The organism is Pedobacter sp. GR22-6, from assembly GCF_037402555.1.
Taxonomy (GTDB): domain Bacteria; phylum Bacteroidota; class Bacteroidia; order Sphingobacteriales; family Sphingobacteriaceae; genus Pedobacter.
Genome location: NZ_JBBEUC010000001.1, coordinates 774,941 through 796,880 on the forward strand (window position 1 = coordinate 774,941; position 21,940 = coordinate 796,880).

27 protein-coding genes are annotated in these 21,940 nt (G+C 44.2%); 8 read left to right on the top strand and 19 right to left on the bottom strand.

What is annotated here, in order from left to right:
• Window positions 1-5: 5 nt before the first annotated feature.
• From WAE59_RS03440 to WAE59_RS03460, 5 genes are all read right to left on the bottom strand, one after another.
• Window positions 6-671, bottom strand: coding sequence for a hypothetical protein (locus WAE59_RS03440; protein ID WP_337854532.1), 666 nt, complete (start codon window positions 669-671; stop codon window positions 6-8).
• Complete coding sequence (locus WAE59_RS03445; protein WP_337854533.1) at window positions 664-3,138, bottom strand: TraG family conjugative transposon ATPase; 2,475 nt, start codon at window positions 3,136-3,138, stop codon at window positions 664-666. The genes WAE59_RS03440 and WAE59_RS03445 overlap by 8 nt, the downstream gene beginning before the upstream one ends.
• Window positions 3,095-3,421: a plasmid transfer protein gene (locus WAE59_RS03450; RefSeq protein WP_337854534.1), complete on the bottom strand. Its 327-nt coding sequence runs from the start codon at window positions 3,419-3,421 to the stop codon at window positions 3,095-3,097. The genes WAE59_RS03445 and WAE59_RS03450 overlap by 44 nt, the downstream gene beginning before the upstream one ends.
• Window positions 3,421-3,726 carry a DUF4134 domain-containing protein gene (locus WAE59_RS03455; RefSeq protein ID WP_337854535.1) on the bottom strand — a complete coding sequence of 102 codons (306 nt, stop codon included), beginning with the start codon at window positions 3,724-3,726 and terminating at the stop codon, window positions 3,421-3,423. Before WAE59_RS03455 ends, WAE59_RS03450 begins: the two co-directional genes overlap by 1 nt.
• 62 nt (window positions 3,727-3,788) lie before the next feature.
• Window positions 3,789-4,088 (bottom strand): DUF4134 family protein, encoded by a 300-nt coding sequence (locus WAE59_RS03460; RefSeq protein WP_337854536.1) that lies wholly within the window; start codon window positions 4,086-4,088, stop codon window positions 3,789-3,791.
• A gap of 52 nt (window positions 4,089-4,140) precedes the next feature.
• Between WAE59_RS03460 and WAE59_RS03465 the strand changes: the two genes are divergently transcribed.
• Window positions 4,141-4,848, top strand: a complete 708-nt coding sequence (locus tag WAE59_RS03465) for an energy transducer TonB (RefSeq protein WP_337854537.1) — start codon at window positions 4,141-4,143, stop codon at window positions 4,846-4,848.
• Window positions 4,849-4,854: 6 nt separating this feature from the next.
• Here the strand turns inward: WAE59_RS03465 and WAE59_RS03470 are convergent, their stop codons facing one another.
• Genes WAE59_RS03470 through WAE59_RS03480 form a run of 3 tightly spaced genes read right to left on the bottom strand, consistent with a single transcriptional unit; the run spans window position 4,855 to window position 6,157 of the window.
• Window positions 4,855-5,145, bottom strand: coding sequence for a hypothetical protein (locus WAE59_RS03470; protein ID WP_337854538.1), 291 nt, complete (start codon window positions 5,143-5,145; stop codon window positions 4,855-4,857).
• Window positions 5,142-5,492, bottom strand: a complete 351-nt coding sequence (locus WAE59_RS03475) for a hypothetical protein (RefSeq protein ID WP_337854539.1) — start codon at window positions 5,490-5,492, stop codon at window positions 5,142-5,144. Before WAE59_RS03475 ends, WAE59_RS03470 begins: the two co-directional genes overlap by 4 nt.
• Before the next feature lie 2 nt (window positions 5,493-5,494).
• On the bottom strand, window positions 5,495-6,157 hold the full coding sequence (locus WAE59_RS03480) for a ParA family protein (RefSeq protein ID WP_337854540.1): 663 nt from the start codon (window positions 6,155-6,157) through the stop codon (window positions 5,495-5,497).
• Between the two features lie 68 nt (window positions 6,158-6,225).
• Between WAE59_RS03480 and WAE59_RS03485 the strand changes: the two genes are divergently transcribed.
• Window positions 6,226-6,735: a hypothetical protein gene (locus tag WAE59_RS03485; protein ID WP_337854541.1), complete on the top strand. Its 510-nt coding sequence runs from the start codon at window positions 6,226-6,228 to the stop codon at window positions 6,733-6,735.
• 347 nt (window positions 6,736-7,082) lie between these two features.
• Here WAE59_RS03485 and WAE59_RS03490 read toward each other — a convergent pair whose 3' ends face one another.
• The 6 genes from WAE59_RS03490 to WAE59_RS03515 are packed head-to-tail and all read right to left on the bottom strand — an operon-like array spanning window position 7,083 to window position 11,046.
• Window positions 7,083-7,679, bottom strand: coding sequence for a hypothetical protein (locus tag WAE59_RS03490; RefSeq protein WP_337854542.1), 597 nt, complete (start codon window positions 7,677-7,679; stop codon window positions 7,083-7,085).
• 30 nt (window positions 7,680-7,709) lie between these two features.
• The gene (locus tag WAE59_RS03495) at window positions 7,710-8,915 is read right to left on the bottom strand and encodes a relaxase/mobilization nuclease domain-containing protein (protein WP_337854543.1); all 1,206 of its coding nucleotides are present in this window, start codon (window positions 8,913-8,915) and stop codon (window positions 7,710-7,712) included.
• Entirely contained in the window at window positions 8,887-9,177 is a 291-nt protein-coding gene (locus tag WAE59_RS03500) for a hypothetical protein (RefSeq protein WP_337854544.1), read from the bottom strand. Before WAE59_RS03500 ends, WAE59_RS03495 begins: the two co-directional genes overlap by 29 nt.
• Window positions 9,178-9,234: 57 nt before the next feature.
• Window positions 9,235-9,771 carry a plasmid mobilization protein gene (locus WAE59_RS03505; protein WP_337854545.1) on the bottom strand — a complete coding sequence of 179 codons (537 nt, stop codon included), beginning with the start codon at window positions 9,769-9,771 and terminating at the stop codon, window positions 9,235-9,237.
• Window positions 9,719-10,090 carry a hypothetical protein gene (locus WAE59_RS03510; protein ID WP_337854546.1) on the bottom strand — a complete coding sequence of 124 codons (372 nt, stop codon included), beginning with the start codon at window positions 10,088-10,090 and terminating at the stop codon, window positions 9,719-9,721. Before WAE59_RS03510 ends, WAE59_RS03505 begins: the two co-directional genes overlap by 53 nt.
• A 23-nt stretch (window positions 10,091-10,113) precedes the next feature.
• A complete protein-coding gene (locus WAE59_RS03515; RefSeq protein ID WP_337854547.1) occupies window positions 10,114-11,046 on the bottom strand; it encodes a hypothetical protein in 933 nt (310 codons plus the stop codon).
• Window positions 11,047-11,352: 306 nt separating this feature from the next.
• Here WAE59_RS03515 and WAE59_RS03520 point away from each other — a divergent pair, with 306 nt between their 5' ends.
• Window positions 11,353-11,616, top strand: a complete 264-nt coding sequence (locus WAE59_RS03520; protein ID WP_337854548.1) for a hypothetical protein — start codon at window positions 11,353-11,355, stop codon at window positions 11,614-11,616.
• Between the two features lie 6 nt (window positions 11,617-11,622).
• On the opposite strand, the gene WAE59_RS03525 is transcribed toward WAE59_RS03520, so the two are convergent.
• The 4 genes from WAE59_RS03525 to WAE59_RS03540 all read right to left on the bottom strand — a co-directional run bounded on the left by WAE59_RS03525 (window position 11,623) and on the right by WAE59_RS03540 (window position 14,015).
• Window positions 11,623-12,168 carry a GNAT family N-acetyltransferase gene (locus WAE59_RS03525; protein WP_337854549.1) on the bottom strand — a complete coding sequence of 182 codons (546 nt, stop codon included), beginning with the start codon at window positions 12,166-12,168 and terminating at the stop codon, window positions 11,623-11,625.
• Window positions 12,169-12,234: 66 nt separating this feature from the next.
• A complete protein-coding gene (locus WAE59_RS03530; protein WP_337854550.1) occupies window positions 12,235-12,465 on the bottom strand; it encodes a hypothetical protein in 231 nt (76 codons plus the stop codon).
• Window positions 12,466-12,642: 177 nt separating this feature from the next.
• Window positions 12,643-12,939, bottom strand: coding sequence for a hypothetical protein (locus WAE59_RS03535; RefSeq protein WP_337854551.1), 297 nt, complete (start codon window positions 12,937-12,939; stop codon window positions 12,643-12,645).
• Between the two features lie 23 nt (window positions 12,940-12,962).
• The gene (locus WAE59_RS03540) at window positions 12,963-14,015 is read right to left on the bottom strand and encodes a hypothetical protein (protein ID WP_337854552.1); all 1,053 of its coding nucleotides are present in this window, start codon (window positions 14,013-14,015) and stop codon (window positions 12,963-12,965) included.
• Window positions 14,016-14,075: 60 nt separating this feature from the next.
• Here WAE59_RS03540 and WAE59_RS03545 point away from each other — a divergent pair, with 60 nt between their 5' ends.
• Entirely contained in the window at window positions 14,076-15,092 is a 1,017-nt protein-coding gene (locus WAE59_RS03545) for an RES family NAD+ phosphorylase (protein WP_337854553.1), read from the top strand.
• 301 nt (window positions 15,093-15,393) lie between these two features.
• Here WAE59_RS03545 and WAE59_RS03550 read toward each other — a convergent pair whose 3' ends face one another.
• Window positions 15,394-15,603: a hypothetical protein gene (locus WAE59_RS03550; RefSeq protein WP_337854554.1), complete on the bottom strand. Its 210-nt coding sequence runs from the start codon at window positions 15,601-15,603 to the stop codon at window positions 15,394-15,396.
• Window positions 15,604-16,105: 502 nt separating this feature from the next.
• On the opposite strand from WAE59_RS03550, the gene WAE59_RS03555 reads away from it, so the two are divergent.
• The 4 genes from WAE59_RS03555 (at window position 16,106) to WAE59_RS03570 (ending at window position 21,938) form a co-directional block, all read left to right on the top strand.
• Window positions 16,106-16,336 (top strand): hypothetical protein, encoded by a 231-nt coding sequence (locus WAE59_RS03555; protein WP_337854555.1) that lies wholly within the window; start codon window positions 16,106-16,108, stop codon window positions 16,334-16,336.
• 80 nt (window positions 16,337-16,416) lie between these two features.
• On the top strand, window positions 16,417-17,016 hold the full coding sequence (locus WAE59_RS03560) for an RNA polymerase sigma factor (protein ID WP_337854556.1): 600 nt from the start codon (window positions 16,417-16,419) through the stop codon (window positions 17,014-17,016).
• Between the two features lie 96 nt (window positions 17,017-17,112).
• Complete coding sequence (locus tag WAE59_RS03565) at window positions 17,113-18,276, top strand: FecR family protein (protein WP_337854557.1); 1,164 nt, start codon at window positions 17,113-17,115, stop codon at window positions 18,274-18,276.
• Window positions 18,277-18,704: 428 nt separating this feature from the next.
• Window positions 18,705-21,938 (top strand): SusC/RagA family TonB-linked outer membrane protein, encoded by a 3,234-nt coding sequence (locus tag WAE59_RS03570; RefSeq protein WP_337854558.1) that lies wholly within the window; start codon window positions 18,705-18,707, stop codon window positions 21,936-21,938.
• Window positions 21,939-21,940 lie beyond the last annotated feature (2 nt).

Genomic DNA, 21,940 nt, shown 5'->3' on the forward strand with positions numbered 1-21,940 from the left:
GTTAATTATTTTTTGAGGTATTTGGCCTGACGGATCACCTCGTTAGCGATCTGCACATCGTTGCTGATCCAGGTTTGCCAGGGATTGAGCGCGCGCCAGATGCCCTGCATCTTAGCCCAGTACATGGCACGGTGCATCCCGTAGGCTACGCCTCGCAGAATGCGCAGCTCGGAAGCAATGTGGTTCAAAAGCTTAGCGCGTTCACCCGAATCCATCAAATTGTTTGCGCCCCCGCGCAATACGAAACTACTGACTTCCAAGGCCAGATTAGTGGCACGCAGCTTAAACTCACGGGCTCCTTCTTCTGCGAAGAGTAAGAGTACCGGATTGGACCGGGCTATACTGACCGCCTGAGAAACGTCATCAACGATATCAATGCCGATCTCGCTGATCTCCTTAATGGTCGTCAGGGAATGCAAAATTCCGGAGACTTCAGAAAGTCCGCGATAGATCCTGTCCTGGAGGTCATTGACGATCACCAGTTGGCCGGTTACCGCCATTTGCCCGCGTTGGATCAGCGTAAGGTTGTTGTTGCTGCGGTTCAGCTGGCCGTCGATGGTGGCGCTGTGGGAATACATGGCGGCAGAAACTGCCGGATCCACATATAAAGTTTGGGACCAGACCCTGCTGCTTAGCAGCAAAAGGAGAAATACGAATGAAAATCTACTCATAAGCAGTTGTTTTTTGACGAAATACTGAACCTAAGCGGTTGATCTCTGACACGAACTTTCCCATAGTCAAACCACTGCTGTTCATATCGGCAACAAAAGCCTCCAGTGCTTCAGGATAACTCCCGTAATGCTGGACATAGCTTTCTACGGCCATTTTCTCCGGCTTTTCCGTGGTATAACAGAGGTACTGATAGATCGAGACCTCCGTAGCGTAAACCTCACCGGTCTTTCCGCGGCGGATATAAACCTCTTTAAAGCGTCCCCGGCCAGCCTTGTTGTCCAGCTGATTGATGGTAAAGATCTTTTTGCGTTCGGTGTCGCTGATCGACAGCAAGGCCGCGATCTCATCATACTTGTCCTTGAATTTACTTTGATCCAGCAGGATCACTGTATCTGATTCACTGATGATACAATCTTTCAGTATCGGATTACCGATCACGTCCGAAAGCGACTGGGTCACCTCGATGATCTCACCCCAGAACTTACGCACCGTTTTGTTCAAATACAGCAAGAAATTAGCCATCAGGGGACTTGTGATCGCCTTCCAGGCTTCTTCCAAAATCAAAGCTTTACGCTGGTGTTTGCGCTGCCGCATCTTCTGGATGAAGAGGTCAATGATGATCACCGTGACAATGGGAAACAGAATTTTGTTGGACTGAATGCTGTCGATTTCGTAGATCACCAGGCGTTCGGAAAGCAGAGACTGATCAGCCGCTTCGTTGAGCAAGGTCTCGTATTCCCCTCCCTTGTAGAACTTTTTGAGCAAAAAGGCGAATTCCTCCAGATCAAAAGGGATGCGCTCCTGGGCCTTGATGCCAGGAATGTGTTCGATGGCAAATTCATAAAAGGAATTGAAGCTCAAAAAAGAAGCTGATCTAGATTCAGTCGAAAAATGTTGTCGGTAGTATGCCGAAAGCACCAGGGAAATCACGTCACGTTCTACGTTAGAAACCGTTCCCTCAGCGCCCCGCCATAGCAAACAGATCAAAGTGATCAGGTTATCCTTTTTTTCAATGTTGTATTCGGATTCCGAAATCGCGAATGGATTCATGGTGATAGGCTTCTCTTCGCTGTAGGTCATGTATTTGCCACCATAATAGGCACACAGACCGGAATAGGAGTGGCCGACATCCACAATGACCACATCCATATTATATAGCAGATACTGCTCGATCAGGTTATTGACGAAATAGGATTTGCCCGAACCGCTGGGCCCCAGAACAAAACGGTTCCTGTTAACCATCCTGCCGCTGCTCATCATGAAATCGGATAGACAAATACTAACAGGAATTCCTTGCCGGTCGGCAAAACGGATCAGGAAATCAGAAGGATCATCTACAGGCAGGGATTCCTTGTACAGGAAACAAAGTGCTGCATCACCCGTCGTCAGAAACCAGTCGTAGGGCTTGAGTTCTACACCATTGCCGGGGATGGCCGTGCGGAAAAGCTCCAGTTGATTGTAAGCATTATGGCTAGGAGTAATGCCCTGATTAAACAGTTCGCTTTCGATGAAGTTGCAGGCAGCCTGCAGCTTTTCGTGCGGCGCTGCCACCATAATATTAAAGTGCGCATTCACCAGCAACTGGCTATACCGGGCAACATCATCCAGCAGGGCATCAATATCGTCTACACACAAGTTATTGGCCGGATCAGGAATGCCGGAATGCCGTTTTCGTTTCAGGGTCAGTTTCCGCAATATTCCCGCCTGTTCAGGGATTTCGATCAGCTGATTGAATATAATACAGTGGTATTCAGGTGTGCGGATCAAAAAAGACAGCAGGTCCACAGGAAAGCCGCGAATGGTATCGGTATCACTAAGTTCCGTGTGGATACTGACTTTTTGCGGCAGTTCAATCTTGTCGATATCTATCAGGCTGATGCTGCGCAGAGAAAGTTGACCCATGCTGAGCTGCTGGTCAGCAGCTGAAATGTTATTCAGGCTAACCGATTTCCCGGTAAAATTGAGGCCAAGCATCCGCTTGATCAGCAGTTTGACATCGGCTTCAGCCAATAGTTTGGGCCCGGCACCTGCGGTTTCCAGAATACCAATCACTTTGATGACCATCTGGCGGAAGTCTGAGAGTGTTTGGGGATCAAAGGTGTAGAAGGCACCCTTTTTGACTTGCCGGGTTATGGTGAGGTAGGACTGGATCTGAGTAGCCATTCGGCCTTCGAAATGCCGGTTGTACTTGTCCTGCAAGAATTCATTTGCCGGCCTGTAAGGATAGGGGGATTTACAAATGATGTCCTGCTTCTGGAGTAAATATCCCTTACCGATGATCTTCAGGATATTGCTGAATACGCTATGAAGCTCCAGGTAAGCATCCCTCGAGCCGGAATATTGCAATACCGGATTGACCATTTTGATCACGACGGAGAACTCACCATTGAGCCCGTATAGCAGATCCATATCCTGGTACTGATCAATACCGATATAGGGCATCTGAAATGCGTTGTGCTTTGACATATACTTTAGGATTGATCTGAGATTGGTGATGAATAATTCCCTTAAACCGGGATTTTTGGTGCAGGCCCTTTTTCTGTTCAGAAAGTGTATAATACATACCGCCCGCAATACATGCGGCCAAGACCAGTACGCCGAAAAGCATGCTGAACAGGGCTATGCTTAAAGCGCCCAGCACCAGCCCGCATAATACCGAAGCCAAAGCCCAGTAAATGAATTTCCCGGAGAAACCCCGGTATACGAGGGGCCTCTGCAGCCCCTTGTATACGTTAAAGGTCCTTTCCATTACAGCGCAAAGAAAGCTTTGATGATCAGCGAAGAGAGCACCAGGAAAAGGCAGGAACCGCCCCAGCCCATGAGCTCCTTGTTGATGTCCTGATCTCCGGAGTTCCATTTGGAATAGACCCGCAGGCCACCGACCAGTCCGACGATTCCGCCGATTACAAGGGTCACATTGGTGACCGGACCGACATAAGTTTTAAGGGTTGTTGTGGCCGTATTCAGGCCTGTGACGCCGCTTTGGGCAAAAGCAGCAGTTTGGGTAATGGCGATCAGCATCGCCAGTACCAGTAAATGTTTGGTACGTCTCAATTTGTAACATAAATCGAATGCTTTGGAGGCCCGTTCCGGCCTGTCATAGAAAAACAAAAAAACTATATCCCAAATAACACCTGTAGAAAAGGTCCCATCAGGATCATAAAAAATGCAGCAAAAAACCAACCTGCCACTTTCAGATCGACCTTATCGCGGCCCATTTGCCAGTTGTAATAGATGTTGACTGCCCCGCAGATGCCCAGCAAACCTGCCAGCACCAGGGTTGCATCCCGGGCGGAAAAGAATGTGCTCCGCAAATTGCCGGTAGCCTGGTTCATCTCTGCAATGCCGGGCTGCGCCAATAGGGTGCCGCTAAAAAGGAGGAACAGAAGTGCCAGTAATGATGATCGATAATTCATAGGATGCACAACATGTGTAAAGATGATTAACTTAGCGGCCTTAAATACATATATGAAACGCCATCTGCAACTGCAATTCCCGACGCGCTCGCTGTCCTTCTCTCTTGTGCTCTCCATCACGGTACTCTGCTCATCTGCTATCCAGGGATTCGCGCAAGACACCAAAAAAATCTCACAAACTAAAAAAGGGGAGGGTTTTAAGATAAGTGAAAGTTACAGCGTCCTTAAATCAGATCCTGCTTTGAAGCATGGCCCTTATACCGCCTCGATCTCAGGCTACCGCGAAACGGGAAATTACGACAACGGTCAGCGCGTTGGGATCTGGGAGAGTTACTGGAAAGGCGAGCTTAGGTATAAATACGACTTCAGCAACAGGAAATTTCTCCAGCAGGAAGCCCCGCTGCTAATTACCAAAATTACCCAGATCGATGAGCAGGGCAATGCATTGAAAGAATTACCCCTTCAAAACCTATATATGGGAGGAAACAATAAAATGCTTTCGATCATGGTCGCCGCAGTTCGTTATCCGGTTAAGGCCATGGAATATAACGTCCAGGGCGCAGTCCTGATCAGTGCAACGCTTACAGCGGCAGCAGAAATCAAGGACATCCAGCTGGAAAGTAAACTCGGCTATGGACTGGAAGAAGAAGCATTGCGGGTTTTCAAACTACTGCCCCAGGAAGACTGGCTACCGGTCTATCTCGACGGTAAGGCGGTACCAGTTAGGTTTCAATACCAGTTTAAATTTAGCCTGAACTAATTAATACTAGAAGCTCACTGATTTTGTGAACTCAATGGCATCTTTTCTTGCCAGTACGAACAGCTCTTTGATAGATACCCCGCCGAGGGCAATAGATGCTGGAGATGAAGCAGCAGGGGAGCTCAGCCCGATATCTTCCAGGCTGATCTTTTCCGGCACTACAAATTCAGTGAAAGTAAGCACCGGGGAAACCGGATCAGCCTTACCGGGAGCGGATTTGCGCTCCAGTAAGATCAGCAGGCCGTAATAAGCAGCATATCCCATACCGAGAAAGCTCAAAAAATTAATCCAGGTCATAAGTCAAAGTTTAAAATGAAGTTTTTGATGTAAGTTTTCAGCTCGGGCTGGCTGGCAAAAAGGTGACGGACCGCAAAAGCAACCAGTTTGATGTTGTCAATGCCTGTTGCCATTTTAAAATGGCCCAGTAACCTGGCAGTTTCCTCATCCAGTTTGACATGCACCATGGCCTTGTTCTTAGAGGCATCATAATCCAGGATTTCCTGTAATATGAGTGGCGCAGGGTTGGACGATGACTTTAGAGCAGCCCCTTTTTTCCCGGTTTTGGTAACCGGGACCAGATTGTCACGCGGCTTAGAAGCCATGCTATGCCGGAGCTGATCGGCAAGAGATTTGATTTCATTCATATTTAGTATTCATTGAATTCGCCTGCACCGAAATCCTCGAGCAGGAAAGCAAGGTGATTGACAAAAAGCTGATCCAGTACCGGCTGCAAAACCGGAATTAGCGATTCCGGCGTTCGGAAAGTATTGACCCGCTGAAAATCGATCCGGTCAGGAATGGCCATGGTCACCATCCCAAAATTGGAAAGCTGCTGATCCACCTCCTGCTGGGTTTCGTACCGCACATTCGCTTTGATCCGGTTGGGAATAAAAGTGACCTGGACTTCCGGATTGATCTTATTCAATACCACCGAAAAAAGCACTGTTGACTCAAAACTGAACTCATCATAAGAGAATGGACAAAACACCAGGTCTGCCGACTGGAATACCGGTATCAAGCCGTCATCATCCAATTTCCCCGGGAGATCGATCAGTACCAGATCTTCCGGATTATCATTGAGTACCTTCAGCAGGCCAGCATAATCTTCAAGACCAGCGGCGATCACCTCATAGGGTTCCGCATTTTCCAGCAGTTTTGCCCGCTGGTACTTTTGCGATATCGATTGCTGATAATCCATATCAATCACCGTGACTTTACAGTGCCGGTAGATGGCCAGGTAGTTCGCCAGCAGCATGGTGAAAGTGCTTTTTCCTGCGCCGCCCTTTTGGTTTCCGATGAGTATGATCATGACGTTTTATTTTAAAATTGGATTGTATGTGATCGGTTATTTGAGTAGCTTGGCTTTAAAATATTCAAATGAAAAAGACGCTGTTTTTAATCGCTTTTATTACATGGGGAATTGCTGTTCAAGCCCAGGATACAGCAATTGTAAAACAACAAGCGCAGATTATGCTAACCGCCTTTCTCAAGGGAGACCTTAATACGCTGGTAAATTATACCTACCCTAAAGTTGTATCCATGATGGGTGGTAAGGCGAAAATGATGAGCATGATTAAAACCGGCACGGAGAAAATGAAAGAAGTTGGTACATCGTTTCGCAGTGGAACAATAGGTAAAGTCTCAAAAATATATCCATCAGGAAAAGAACTTCATTGCACCGTTGATCAAAACCTGATCATGGGTGTTAAAGGCGGTTACCTGACAACCGACAGTCAATTGCTTGGGATCAGCGGTGATAATGGTAAGACATGGACTTTCATTACACTTTCCAACCTGAATTCTACTCAGCTCAAGCAGCTTTTTCCGGAATTTAACAAGGCACTTGTTGTTAAAAAAGCAGCACCTCCGGTATTTCACGAGGAATAGCCTATAAAATTTGCATTAACCAAATGGCTATGCAGGCGACTGTTGAAAAGTACAGTTGCCGCCAAAATATTTTCCTAATATCCCTTAGCGCATATCCCATTGATGGTTTTACCCATTTGCTGATTTGCTGGACGAGAAGGGCTGTTGTTATACTAGTTATGACTATCAGCATGATTTTACTAAATATATGCTCTGTATGGAAAATATAAAACACACCATCAGCTTTCAGACTTCCTGACGTGAGAAAGGAGAAAAGAAATAGACTTAAGCCAATGCCATTAAATAATAAAACAAGAAAAGTGTAAAATGCAGTTTTCAACACGCCAATCATGATATTTATTGCCCGGTCATTTTTTCCAGTAAAGCGTCAGTCTAATTCGGTGTGTACCTGCTGAAAAGATCATATTCAGTTCAGTGTATATGCTATCAGTATCCCACAATGTGTTTCTTTTGAGATAGGAAGATCCTTCGTTTTTGATGGATTTTGCTGACTTGTCATCAGATGTTGGTTTCCCGAGTTTGTCGATCAGGTCTTTTTTAATTCTTTCATATTCCTCATTGTAGGCGTCGAATTTCTTATTCTCTTCCTGCCACATTTTCTGTTTATCAAAAAAGTTGTCGTAACGCCCCTTTTCCCAGTCATAAGATACCAATCTTAAAACAGAATCACCTGGCGTATAGAAATACTCGGCATAAATTGGAAGGTAGCCCATCGCTTCCCTATACACAATCACCGGATTTGTAACTTTGTACTTGTCTGCCAATGGATAGTGATCCTTGGATAGGAAAACATCCTGATTCAGAAATTTCGCTTCCGGATTGATCTTTTTTTCAAAAGCAATGACCTCGGAAATGTTTGATTGCCTGGTCCAGATTTTTTCCTGACTGGAAGCTGTATTAACGCTTAAGGCTATTAGGAGGGTATAAATCAGCGTTAATTTCATTGGTGAAAGATAAAATAAATTTCAGAATTCTTAACGTTTATTTGTTCGGGCTTGTCGTTTCCGTTGGCGATTTCTGCCATGGATGGCTTCGTCGTCGATATCGTCTGAAATGTCAATTCGGATACTTTGTGAGCAAGCATCAAATGCTTCCTCATTGCCCTGCTGTTGATCTGATGATCCGTTGAGTTGTTGAGGCGATGAATTTGTGAGGGCTTGATCGGATGATTCAATGATGGCGTGATCTATTGACTCTTTGTCTTTGATCTGATGAGCTGCAGAACTGCTGAGATCTTTAGCATTTCCATCCAGCAACTCGGCGATGTCCATAATTTCACCCCCCTTGAAGACGTTCCCATCAGCATGATCCACGATACTGTAGCCATATGGAGTTTTGCCTTCAGCGGCATGAAATAATAGTTGGATGCCAAAGGTCTTTTTCAGGTGTACGGCAAGGTCTGAGGTATAAGTATCGCTAATCTTTCCCGTCTTGCCTGGGCATGGGATGGTATCTAGCCGGAGGACTGCCGAGTATTGCTTCCGGAATTTGTGTATTAAGGCCGTGATTTGGCTCGCCCTTGATTGATTGACCACATAGTTGGATTTGCGTTCTTTGAGAAAAGAGGGATCAAAGTCCAGCAGGTTTGTACCAAACTTGCTCAGAAACATTTTTCCACTCGATTCAGCTACCGAATAACCCTTGCTTTCCAGGATCATCATGAACTGCGCCTTGGTTTGGAAGTTAAATTTCATGGCCTTATCCAAATCAGCTTTGGCGGTCAGTTTTTCATCCAGTCTCATGATCCGGTTCATTGCAGTTTGAGCGCGCACCTTTTCGTATGTACTGCTGATTTTCTTTCCGGAAAACTTGTCTACTCTTGAAGAGACGATGTGGACATGGTGGTTCCGGGTATCTTTATGGAAAATCACCAAGTAAGGCTGATCGGCATAGCCCATAGCCAGCATCCATTTATCGGCGATACCTGTCAGCTCCTCCTTTGAATTCTCCTTGCCTTTTGCGGAGATGACTACATGCAGCTGAGGGTAGATGACCTGCTTATTACGGGAAGAAATTGACTGGAGGTAATTGATGTAATCCTGGGGCATCAGTTGGGACATTCCCTGTAAAATGCCGAATCCAGAGACCTTCATCAGTTCACCCTTATTTTTCTCCACCTTATTGGTATTGTAGCGGACGCCTTTGAAGGTCTTACTCTTGACCAGGAACTTGACGATCATCCTTCTTAATGGGTTTATATTCCGTACCATTTTGTGCTTGCTCCTGATGTGCCTGGAGTTGCTCCCATTGTTCAACTAGTTTGTCAATTTTAGGCCGAAGTTGATCTGCGAGTGCATTATGGCCGGAAATGTAGCCTGAATGCCATGGCGAACAGCGCTCAGGAAGGAAGTAACATAAAATCTTATAAGCGCCCTTGATGCCGAAATACACAAAAAGCCCGGAAGCCAGGATGGGAAAATCGATGATGATCTGTGAATTCATGATGTGTTGAATTGGTGAATAATTGATTTGTTGAATACTAAGTAATGAGCAGGTGAACTAATGGCCCATTGAGCGGATGATTTTACGAAGGGACACTTCCAGCTTTTGCTGAATGAGCCCATGGGCGGCCAGCAACACATTAAACCTTTCGATGATCTGGGGAGAGAGCATTCCCCGTTTGGCTAGTGTATTTGCGTATTTGGCCAGTTGATTGATGTTGTTGCCGTTTCTCCCCAACTCGGCACCTATGGCATCGAGTGGCAGCAATAGCGCCCCCGCATTCACAATTAAATGCCCGGAGCTGCTCAGCAGCTTCAGCCGTACCAAATCGGTCCTGCTGATCCCGTATTTTTTCTCCATCGCTACAATAGCATTAAACTCCTCTTCGGTAAACCTGGCTTCGATTTTCTTGCTGCGTTTACCTGACTTCATCACCGGGCGGCCAGCCAGCCGCTTTTTTTTATCATCCATAAAAAGTCTGTGAGTTGCGAGCAGACTGAACTCCCTGAATATCGACTGAAGGGAAGATGCCAGGGCAAGATCACTTCTGGGCCAAAGGTGTTGCGCAGCAATTTCTGTCGGACAAGAAGACATCTTGCAAAGTAAAAGTCAAAGCAGGGTGCTGATAAGCAAAACGCCTGTTTGCCTCAAACAAAATAACCAGCATCCTTGTTGATTTCCAGCAAAAACTAATACCAGGCAGGATTTTGAAATTAATGCCAGTGACGACATCAAAGAACATACCTTCAGGCTCAAAGCGCTGGGTAACCAGTGGTATGAGATCTTCAATGAAGCAAATGAAATGGTAGGAGAGATCAGGATTGATCAGGAGGACCATCAGCATTGCCAGACTAGGGGATGTACCCTTGACCTTCCCATTCTCAACTCCATCAGAAAGAACATCTTCCTGCATAAAGTCTTTGCAGCGGACTAAGCCTAGCGGACCTGGTTCTGCAACTTCCGCGCTAATTTGATATCGGCAATGATCTTGTCATTGTAATCATTCATCCCCTTATAGAGCTCAGAACGGTCGGTAGAATAGGGCAGTGCTTTCATCCAGGCAGCTAAAGCCGTATATCCCGACTTATCCCTGTCCAGGTAAACATCGATCTCCGGAAAAGCCTTCCCCTTGTCCAAACCCCGCTCCAGCAAGGCCAGTGAATTCAGGACCAATGCGGTAGCATTGGAAGAAGGATTTTCCCGGCGCCAGCTCAGGTAATTCATATAGCCTTCAAACACCACCAGTTTTTTTGGATCTCCAGGGATCATCGTGATCCCCTTTTTACCCAGGCAGCCTTTGAAATACTTGTTGCGGATCTCCCATCCCCCTGATTCATTCTGCCATCCGGCAGCAAAATAGCGCTTACGTAATTTCTTCTCATCCTCGACATAATAATGGATCTCCTGCAGCCGGTCAGCAGCAACCTCAAAAATCCCGCGACCTTTCAAATAAGTATTGATCCCCTCAGAACTCCCAAAAGGCAAAACCTTTTCGATCTTATAATTAGGGATTTTGACCGCCTCCCTGATCCTGGGACGGGATGCTTTGCGCTGCGCACCTTCCGGCAGATCAATGCTGAGGTCACAAATCTGCCGGACCTTGTCCACAATCTCAGCAAAATCCAGGTCTGGCCAGTATAGCTTCCCAAAATCAAAAATGTTCCCGCCCTTACCCATCCCATGATCATACCAGGCACCAAGTTTCTCATTAACACTAAAGGAAGCATCTGTGTCCGAATCCCGGACCATACTGATATACATCGATTCATGACCTTTGGTCCTTTTTGGCTCATAGCCGAGCCGGGATAGGAAGTCGGTAAAGGAGATTTGCTCTTTGAGCACTTTCGCTTTTTCAGTAAGTGGGTTCATAGCTGATTTTATAATAGATAAATGATTTTCTTTTAAAAGGCTAATAGCCATTGTTGCTTTCCATCGAAACACAAAATTTAATGACTTCAACACGCCAACAATAATTGAGTAACTCAGTACAAAATATTCTTTGTAGATTCATGACCCAGTTCTAGCAGTCACAACTATTGAAACATCACCAGACACCTTTTACATCTGCAAAGCCCTCAGGATTTTGATATCCTGATTACTGTATCAGGCATTGAAATTAAGTACAGCGAGCTATTAGAAATAGCGCAGGGAAGTCCACAAGTCGGTCAGATTACAATGGATGGCATAAAGCTGGAGGGACGGTATACAGGCCCAGCTTTAATTGATGGGAAGTACCTATATATTCCCAGGCTGGAGAAAAAGCTTTTCAGCAGTTATTTTCGATTGGTAGAGATAGATACTGAAACCCAAACAAAAAGAAAGATAGGAGAGCTTCATCATTTGATCTGGATCCAGCGGATCCAGGATCACACGATTTATTTGAATAACTCAATAGATCAGCGCAAGCTACTCAGCTATATGATCGAAGCGGATACTTAAAAGAGCCTAGGCGACATTTAACTCATAAAGATCCTGCAGGGTGTCGAAACTACAGCTGCGTGAGAAGCGCGCTTTTTTAAGCACTTTTTTTGCCGGGATGTTTTGCCTGTCCACTACAGCGCCGATACAATCGATCCCCTGATCCAGGAATTCCGATACCATTGCCGGCAATACCTCGGTCATCAGGTAGCAGCCAGTAGCGAAGCTGCCCAAATAAAACTCCAGGAAAAATGGATAACGTGGTATCCGGTAATGCTCCATCGCAAGGGCAGGAGAGATCAGATCGATCATCCCTACCACCTTACCCGAAGCTTTATCGGTAATGAAATGAAGGAAATTGCGTCCAGCATGAAAATTCAACAGCATTCCCTGTAGAAAAACCTTTGCCTCATTCACATTCCACAAACGTTTTGAAGGTAAATAACGCAAAGTATGGTCATCTGACAAGATGCTGAACACTTCAGCAGCCAGACTGTCAAAACGCCCCAATTCCTCAGCGCGGAAGCCATGGATCAAAAAGCGGTCAGTTTCGAAAGTAATTGCTCTGATCATATCAGGCCTACTAATGCAACATCAGAAAAACCAATAACAACCGGAGTGTACAAGAATTCAGACATCCTAGTTCAATTTGCTCAGTGAGTTCAACTTGAACCGACAGCCTAAAACAGGAATCCCTGAATTGACCAAACGCCTTAAGCGCAATTTCGGCTGAGACAAAATCAGCTCAGAAGCCAGAATCCGGTAGGCTTGGCGCGCATCCTTATCGGTATCCATCATACCTGGCAGGGAGTACATCGCCAGATCAATCGCACAATCCAAAAGCTGATCTGAAATTTCTTTAGTCTTCATAGCCCGCTAAGCACAAATGATGTGCCTTAAAGCAGAAAAGACAGTAAAGAAATCTGCTTTTACAAAATGCTGACCAACAAAAAAATCCAACCGGAACCAGCTATCATAAAAACGCAAGCAAGCAAAAGCAAGGAATCACCAGCCATTTTTTTTCAGTAAAGCCGGAGTACAAATCAATCAACCGTACCGAAATATCCAATTCCCGTATAAGGTATATTTATATATAATATTAGCCGAAACGTTCGACAGCAAAGGCCGCTGGCGGCCTAAAGAATAAGGGACGTTTGCCGAAATATCCGACAGCAAATGTACATCGCCGAAATGTTCGACAGCAAAGCCGAAATACCCGACAACAAGATCAAAAAGCCCGACAGCAAAGCCGAATTGTTCGACATCAAGATCAAAATACCTGACAGCAAAATCAAAACGTTCGACAGCAGTGCCGAAATACCCGACAACAACAGCAGATCCCAATCAAAACAAATACTTATAAAACCTCATAAGCTCAATACACCAGACCTGACCATAGACAACGCATGTGGCAAGGAAACCGAAATCCCCATTCCCGCGTAGTAAGCCTGCGAGAGTACCTGGGCCTTTGCCTCTACGTCCAAATCCGGATCAACCAGCCAGGATTGAAAAGGATCCTTATCAAAACCATGGACAGCAATACCACTCTTCCGGCTATCAAACACAGCGCGGAGCGCTGAAAACAAGCGGAAATAAAAGCCATGCTCATTTTGCAAAGCACGTTTGGATAAGCTGGGTTCAAACAACAGTGTTACCATGTAGCCATTCCTGGAGGTAAATGAATATCTGAACCCAAACTTTCCGGTCTCTATAATATGATTGAAGATCCGCGACAGGTTTTGCTTCTTATGCGAAGGCCGGGCATCCATAATATCCGCGAACTCACAAAGCCGGTCCAAAGGAACCATCGTTTCCAGCTGACCTGTTGTCTGCACAATGTGACTGAGTTTAGACAGGTACAACAATAACTTTTTACGGGAATCCCCGCCACGGCCTTTACCCACCAGCTTATAACTATCGGTATTCACCGTATAATACCTACTCAAAAAACCCTGGAGCAGCTCATCGGAAAGCCGCACCTCGTACACCTTCAGCTCATTTTGTACCCGGCCAAAGTTCATCCGCAAATCCTTCAGAATCGGAAAATTATGCATCGCAATCACCGATTCCTTCTCCCTTACCTCATACCGTGAAGAAAAAATGATGTTCCGTTCCATCATGGAATACAAAGCATAATCAAACACCGTCTGAAACGCAAAGCCCTCAATCACAGGAGCAGCAAACCGCCCGGAAGCAAAATCCGCACAGACCAGAGACAGATCCTGCCGACTTCGCCCGGTCTGTTTGCAAAACTCCTGCAAAGTAAATCGAGTATACCCAAACAAATCCGTCTTCAGACGCCGAGAGATGAACACAATAAAATCCTGAACAATCCCAGACTGCGAACCAAAGGAACGTTGGATATCTTTAATGTTATCCGCAACAGCCCTATCAATACGGCTTAGTTCGCTTTGATTCATTGATTTCATCGTAAAGTTTGAGTTTGAAAAATGTATCTTTCCGGAAATTCTTTTGATCTAATGGATTCACTCTCAGATATAATGCTTGAATTAGAAACAATTAGAGCCTGTTCAAATTGTTTTCGTGACCCAGGCCTTAGGCTGGACGCCTTCCGACTAGGTAAATCGAAGGAAGGCGCATGCCCAAACTGCGGATCATTAGACGGTGCGAAACTCAGTAACGAAAACCTGGAAGATTTAAGTCACAGTTTTTTTGTCAATGGTTCAAGAATCAGGACAGACTATGGGGGAGCAGTTGCAATACAATTTAACGATTATCATGAGGGAATCGGGGATGTTGCCTTTCCAGAAGATTTAGCCGTGGATGCAAAACTCATCGCCGATATTCTTGGTGTTGGTTTTTTTCTATATGGGCCACGATTATGGATGGTTGGGGAAATTGAACCCTTAAATGCACTGCAGGAACCTGATCAGCGAGATGAGGTCATTGAAGCTATCATGAACCACTATCCAGAGACCATTTTGGAGAAAGGCACTCATTTCTACCGTCTAAGGGTTGATCCCACAAATCAGATGGATCCAACAGAATATGACAGCGCGCCTGAAAAATTCTTAGGCAGCGGCAGACTTGATAGCATTGATCTCCCTATTTTATATGGTTCGTTTGACATTGAAGCCTGTCTGCATGAATGTCGAGTAACTATCGAGCAAGAACTTTATCTCTGTAACATGAAGGTAGTTAAGAGTCAAAAACTTTTAGACCTAACTGCATGGCCTGAGGAACCTGGAATAACGGAATTTGAAAGTTTGAGTTTGGCTATCCATATGGTATTTCGTGCACCCGCACATTCCTATGAGATCATCCGCGCTGTAGCCCGGGCTGCCAGAAATAAAGGATTTGACGGAATTTTGTATCCGTCGTATTTCAGCAGGATCCACAGTTCAGAAGAAGTTGTGAAAAATATCGGTTTGTTCGGGAGGCCTGTTAGGGATGGAGTCGTTGAGTCCTCTGGAGTCAATAGAATATTGCTTAAAAAGGTTACCTATGATTATGCATTTGGTCCAGGTGATTTTTAAGTCAATCGTATGAGATAAATAAATAAAGACATAAAAAAAGGGAGGACAGAAAACTGCCTCCCTTTAAAAATTAACTAATTATCCGGGGTTACCCACGTCGGTAACTACATACCTGCCCAAACGGACTGCCTATGGTTCAGGATTTTCTCACCGTATTGGTTACACGTAACCGTTAAGACGAGAAAAGCCCTGCACTTTAATTCTCCGGTCACCCGGAAAACGCTTCACCCCAATAGGACAATGTACGCCAGGCATCAGCCCGGTTTTTTATTTTATCAAATCCATTGCAAAACGCAAAGGATCATCGGTTATCCGCCCGGGCAACAGCCTCCAGCTTTAACCTATCGATGAATTTTTTCTTACCAGAACCCTGCATACCCACCGGATGGATCAGGTTTTCACTGCACCATAACCTCACTTTGTCCTTACCATATAAACGGTAAGCCTCAGCTTTGGTCAATGTATCTGGAGATGCATCAAGTATATTCAAAAAATCATCAGTTCTTTTCATCACAATTAATTGATCTCATCTGCTCAAAAACTCAATTGTACATGAGCTCTAAAAATCAACGACGCAAAGTAAAGCCAGTACCGAACACTAAAAAAGTGTATGCGCATTGTAGGTAATTTCCTATTCCATAAGAAACTGATAGACAAACATATAAGGCGACCTAAAAGCAATGAATATGTTATTTGACAGTTTGAGAAGTAACTCCTGAGATACATTTAAATCAACAACTCAACAGTACATTTCTGGTTATTGAGGAAGAAAATAAGTAAGTTTGCATTGTAAAAATATTATAGCGACGGCTATTTGATCTTGTCTTAGAAATGTGGAAGTTTTAATGGGAACAAGAGAAAATTATGCTGCTCGCCTGCACGAATAGTGCGGGCGCGGCTGTTTTCTGTTCCCTAGGCTTTCCACAGCCTCTAAGACGGAATTCTGGCTGTGTCCCGCGCTATTTTGTTTTATAGGATTTGCTGAGTCGGGCCCGGCAACATAAAACCTAGAGATGACATCTCCAAAACAAGATCAGATCCTAGATTTTCCGATGCAGCAGCTTAAGCTAAGCGGGGAATTAAAAAGGGCAGCAAATGCTGCCGGGATCAAAACACTGAGGCAACTATGCCAGCACCGAACTGACCAGGTTCAAAGCTGGCCAGGTTTTAACATTCAACTGGTTCACGAGTACGTGAACTACCTAGAGCAAAATGGTCTTGGTAATCATGTTGATCACTGGTAGTCAGAAATTTATATGGAAATAAAAAGAGAATTTATTAAATTTATAACAGTAAAAGCGGAGTAATTAATAGCTAATATATTATGGAACTTTATGGTAAACTTACAGACGCAGAATTGCTCCTTTTGATAAAGGAAGGCGATGAGCTCGCGTTTACCCAAGTCTACAATACCTACTGGGACAAGCTCTTTTATATTGCCGCCAAAAAACTCAAAGACCAGGATGAAGCGGAAGAGGCCGTTCAAGATATCTTTCTGAAACTCTGGGAAAATAAAGCCCAGTTACAACTTAAAGAAAACTTTGAAAGTTACCTGGTCAGTGCCACCCATTACCAGATCATTAACCGTAAACAAAAAGCCATTCGAAGGGCCATCATCGAGCAAAAGCTTGGTAAAGCCACAGACGAAGAAATCAAGCTCAGCCAACTACCTGACCTCAGCCAGGAATATTTTGAGCAGCTTCAAGCCAGGCTCGATAAAGTCGTACAAACATTACCAACAAAATGCCAGCTTGTCTTTAAAATGAGCAGGAGTGAAGAATATACCAATAAAAAGATCGCCGCAGAACTCGGTATCTCTGAAAAGGCCGTTGAGAAGCATGTCACCCATGCCCTTAAAGTGCTCAAGGAAAACCTGGGACCAAGTGCCATGATCATTATCACCATTCATGAACTGCTCAAATAGCCAGAAAAATTCCCATCAAAAAATAAATAAAAAAAATATTCCAAGAAGGTAGGGTTTCGCTCCCTGTGATTTGACTATGTAATAAATAGCCAAGGAATGACCCAAGAGCAAATAGACTTACTTAGCCAAAAGATCGCAGATCAAAGCATTAGCGATGAGGAACTGCAGGAATACTACTCCTGGCTGATCAGCGATGATCAGCTACCACTGGAAGTAAGCAATGCAGTTAGCAAGGAAGAATTGCAGAAACGCATCTATTTAAATATAGCAACAAAAGCAAATTTCAAACTGATCGAGCCTAAGAAACAAACTCAATTATGGCCCAAGATCGTAGCGATCGCTGCTGCAGTTGCGACCATTGTTGTAGGAGCCTATTTCTTCAACTATCATAAAGACTCACAAAACACCCAAAATATCAGCAGCACCAACGACGTGGCTCCGGGTAAGCAGGGTGCGACATTGACTTTAGCGAATGGTAAAAAGATCCGCTTGTCGGATGCGGCGAATGGTGAACTGGCCAGGCAGGCTGGGGTGAAGGTGACGAAGTTGGCTAGCGGCCAATTGGTCTACGAATTGGAAAGTTCTTCAGCTGTTGGTACTGATTTGGCCGCGGTGAATACGCTGAGTACGGCGAAGGGGGAGACTTACCGTTTGCGTTTGCCGGATGGTTCTTTGGTCTGGTTGAATGCGGCTTCGAGTCTGACTTATTCGGCTGGTTTGCTTGAGGGCGGGGTTCGGAAGATCAAGTTGGCGGGTGAAGGCTATTTTGAAGTGGCAAAAGATAAGGAGCATCCTTTTGTGGTGTCCACGGGTAAGCAGGACATTGAAGTTTTGGGTACGCATTTCAATGTGAACAGTTATACAGATGAGCAGGTGGTGCGTACAACTTTGCTGGAAGGAAGTGTGAGGCTAAATGCGTTTGGTTCTCAAGGTGAAAGGAAGGGTTTGGTGCTGAAGCCCGGTCAGCAGGCTTTAATGTGGGATGATCGTTTCTTGCTGAAGGAGATTGATCCTGATGTGGCGGTGGCCTGGGTGAACAACAAGTTTATTTTTGAGGATACGGATGTGCGTACGATCATGCGGATGCTGGAGCGCTGGTATAATGTGGAGGTGATCTATCAGGGGCCGGTGCCTACGGATAATCTGGGTGGTTCGGTATCTCGGTTCGACAATATCTCAAGTGTGCTGAAGATCCTGGAAGCGGCGGGGGATATTCATTTCAGGTTGGAAGGTCGGAAGCTATATGTTTCCAAATCATGATAAGGGTTTAATCATCTCTATTGAGGGCTAATTAACAGAATATGAATCGTTTTAAACTTATGGGGATGAGAGAAATTTTACGACGGCGCGGCTAAGGCCGGATTCCGGTTGCTCAAGGGAACCACATGGTGAGTAGCCGGAGGAAAAACCAACCAGAAGTGCGGAAACACCTCTGATTGGTTGTTTGGAGATCAATTTAAAATTAATGTTTAATCGCAGTTGCCACAAGTTTCGAAGCAGGGGGCTTCTGCAAACACCAAACCGAACAAATGTACTTATTTAGAAAGAAATTAGGTAGGCCTAAACGGCTGTACCATAAAATATTGCTTGTTATGCGACTTACCACCGTTATACTGATAGCATCCCTCATGCAGCTTGCGGCGTCGACGAAGGCCCAGAAAGTGAGCATCAATAAAACCAATGCGTCATTGAAGACGATCATTAAAGAGCTGCGTTCGCAGACGGGGTTTGATTTTGTTTATAAAGAAAGGTTATTGGCGGAGTTTAACCCGGTAACAATTAAAGTTGAAAACACAGAGCTGGATCTGGTTTTAACTGAGGTTTTTAAAGGGCAGCCTTTTGCCTTTGAGATCAATAGTAAGACGGTGATTGTGAAAGGGAAGGAAGAATCATCTTTCCTGGATAAGGTGGTTGATCGGGTATCTGGTTATTTTGCACCTATTGATGTATCTGGTAAGGTGGTGGATGAGACGGGGCAGCCGATAGGTGGGGCTTCGGTAATTGTGAAGGCTACAGGCAAGGGTGTAAGTACTACGTCTGATGGTAACTTCTATTTGAAGAATGTTGAAGAGGGGGAGATGCTGGTTGTGAAGTTCGTAGGCTATGAACCGAAGGAAATCGCTGCTATGAAGGAAGTAGGAGTTGTAAGATTGACGATGGCGACTAATGAATTGGATGCTGTGCAGGTACAGGCTTATGGAGTAACTTCAAAGAGACTCACGACCTCTAACATAACAACAGTAAGGGCAGAGGACATAGAAAAGCAGCCCGTAAGTAATCCTCTGTTGGCGCTTCAGGGTCGAGTTCCTGGGCTAGTTGTGACACCAGTTTCCGGTTTTGCAGGAGGAACCGTTACGGTACGTATTCAGGGGTATAATACAAATTATGGGGGAGCGAATCCTTTTTACGTAGTTGACGGCGTGCCCTATAACTCTTACACTGTTCAGGCAAATGGTAGAATGAATGGTGTTTGGGGAGCACCCGAGGCTGTTGCAGAAAATGTTAATAGACTTAGCGGTGAAAGTAGTGGTAGTCCATTAAACTATCTTAACCCCGCAGATATAGAAAGTATAGAAGTGCTGAAAGATGCAGATGCGACAGCTATTTATGGATCTAAGGCGGCGAATGGAGCGATTATCATCACCACAAAAAAGGGCAAAGCCGGCCCAATGAAGGTTGATGCTTCTGTAAGGACTGGTATTAATAAGGTAACTAGATCTATAGACTTTTTAAATTATGATCAATATCTTCAGCTGCGTCTGGAATCAAAACGAAACAATAACGAGCCCATTTATGATTGGGACTATGATTTGAATGGTTTGTGGGGAAGCGTTTCGATCAATAGAGAATATCAAAATTCGATTTTACATAAAGCTGTCGCTAATCAAAATGCTCAGTTGGCTTTATCTGGAGGTACCGGGACAACAGATTATCGAGTAAACTTAGGTTATCAAAAAGAGGATGGCATTTTTGGTAATGATATGGATGACACGAAGATTTCCCTTGGACTAAACTTAAACACTGCTTCCATCAATAGGAAGTTTACAATGTCGCTATCTCTTATGGGTATGTTTAATGATAATAGATTACCATACACGAATCCGATAAACGATATTATTTATCTCCCGCCAAATAGTCCAGCTTTGTATAATGCTGATGGTACACTTAATTGGGCTTTAGATCAATGGGGGTATGCGTCTTGGATCAATCCAATGGCAACATTAGAAAGAACAAATAGAAGTAAGGCAAAAAGTTTAAATACTAATTTATTGTTAAGCTATGAGCTTTTACCTAGGCTCAAATTTACCACAAGTTTGGGGTATAATTTAACAGATATGGACAATGTTAGCAAGGCTCCGTTGACTGCTATTGAACCAATCAATAAACAATATAGTTTTTTTAGACAAACCGACCTAGGTACAAGTCGTTCAAGTAATTATTTGATTGAACCACAACTGAATTATAATAAGCAACTTGGAGAATATAAACTTGATGTACTTTTAGGAACAACTATTCAGAGATCTGATAATTCAGCACTCAGTTATGTTGCTTATGGCTTTCCAAGCGATGCTCAAATGGACAACTTGCCAATAGCTACCAATAGAAATATAAATGGATTTGTATCTAGGGTCTATCGTTACAATGCGGCTTTTGCCCGTTTAAATATAAATAGGAGCGACGAATTTATATTAAACTTAACTATCAGGAGAGATGGTAGCAGTCGTTTTGGCCCTGAAAGTCGTTTTGAAAATTTTGCTGCAGTTGGTGCTGGATGGATATTTACGGAAAGAAATTGGATAAAGGAAAACCTTCCTGTTGTCAGTTTTGGAAAGCTGAGATTTAGTTATGGAATAACAGGAAATGATCAGATTGGGGATTACACTTATCTTAATCTTTATAATAATTATTCAACAAGTATAGGTTATTTGGGAGGAGCTTCGGTGATAAATAGTGGTTTATATAATCAGAATCTTCAATGGGAGAGGACTAGGAAGCTTAACTTAGGGGTTGATCTAGGGTTTTTCAAGGACAAGATTTTTATTTCTGGAAATTATGCCATTAATCGTAGTGACAATTTACTGCAACCTATAGTTCTTCCAGAAGTCGTTGCAGTGGGAATTTCTAACGCATTGACATTCATTAATTTTCCTGGTTTGGTAGAAAATAGAAGTGTTGAACTAAGCGTGATAACAAAGAATATTCAGAAAGCCAAATTTAGCTGGAAGACAAATTTTCAAATAACGAAATCTTCTAATATTTTAAAGTCATTAACAAACCCATCTCAAATCAGTGGATTTGGTGCGAGTACTTTTAATTTGGAAGTTGGCCAAAGTATTCGTGCAGTACGGCTAAACCATTTTTATGGAGTAGACCCTCTAACTGGTAGACTAATTGTTTCAGACAAAAATGGAAACCCGTCAACATCCTCTGATAATATTGCAGACAAAACTTCTTTTATTGATCTTATGCCGAGTTATAGCGGTGGATTGTCGAATACATTCTCCTATAATGGTTTAAGTCTGGATGTGTTCCTGCAGTTTCAGAGACAATATCTAGCGCGTTATCTGCCTAGAATTGACTATGGTATTGCCCGAGAGAATGCCTCAACTTTTGTATTAGATAGGTGGCGGAAGCCGGGCGACGTAACCAGTTTCATCAGAGCGGGAAATACTGGACAGTCCTACAATCGCTTAGACGTTGGCTACGAGGACGCGTCGTTTATAAGAATTAAAAATGTAGCGCTTTCTTGGAATGTACCTTCAAAATGGATTGAAAAAATTCATCTTAGACAGTTGCGATTGAATGTCCAAATGCAAAATTTATGGACGATTACGAACTATTCTGGTCTTGACCCAGAAACTGGATCCAGTGCTCTACCGCTTCCTAGAACTATAGCTCTTGGTTTAAATGTTGGTTTTTAATT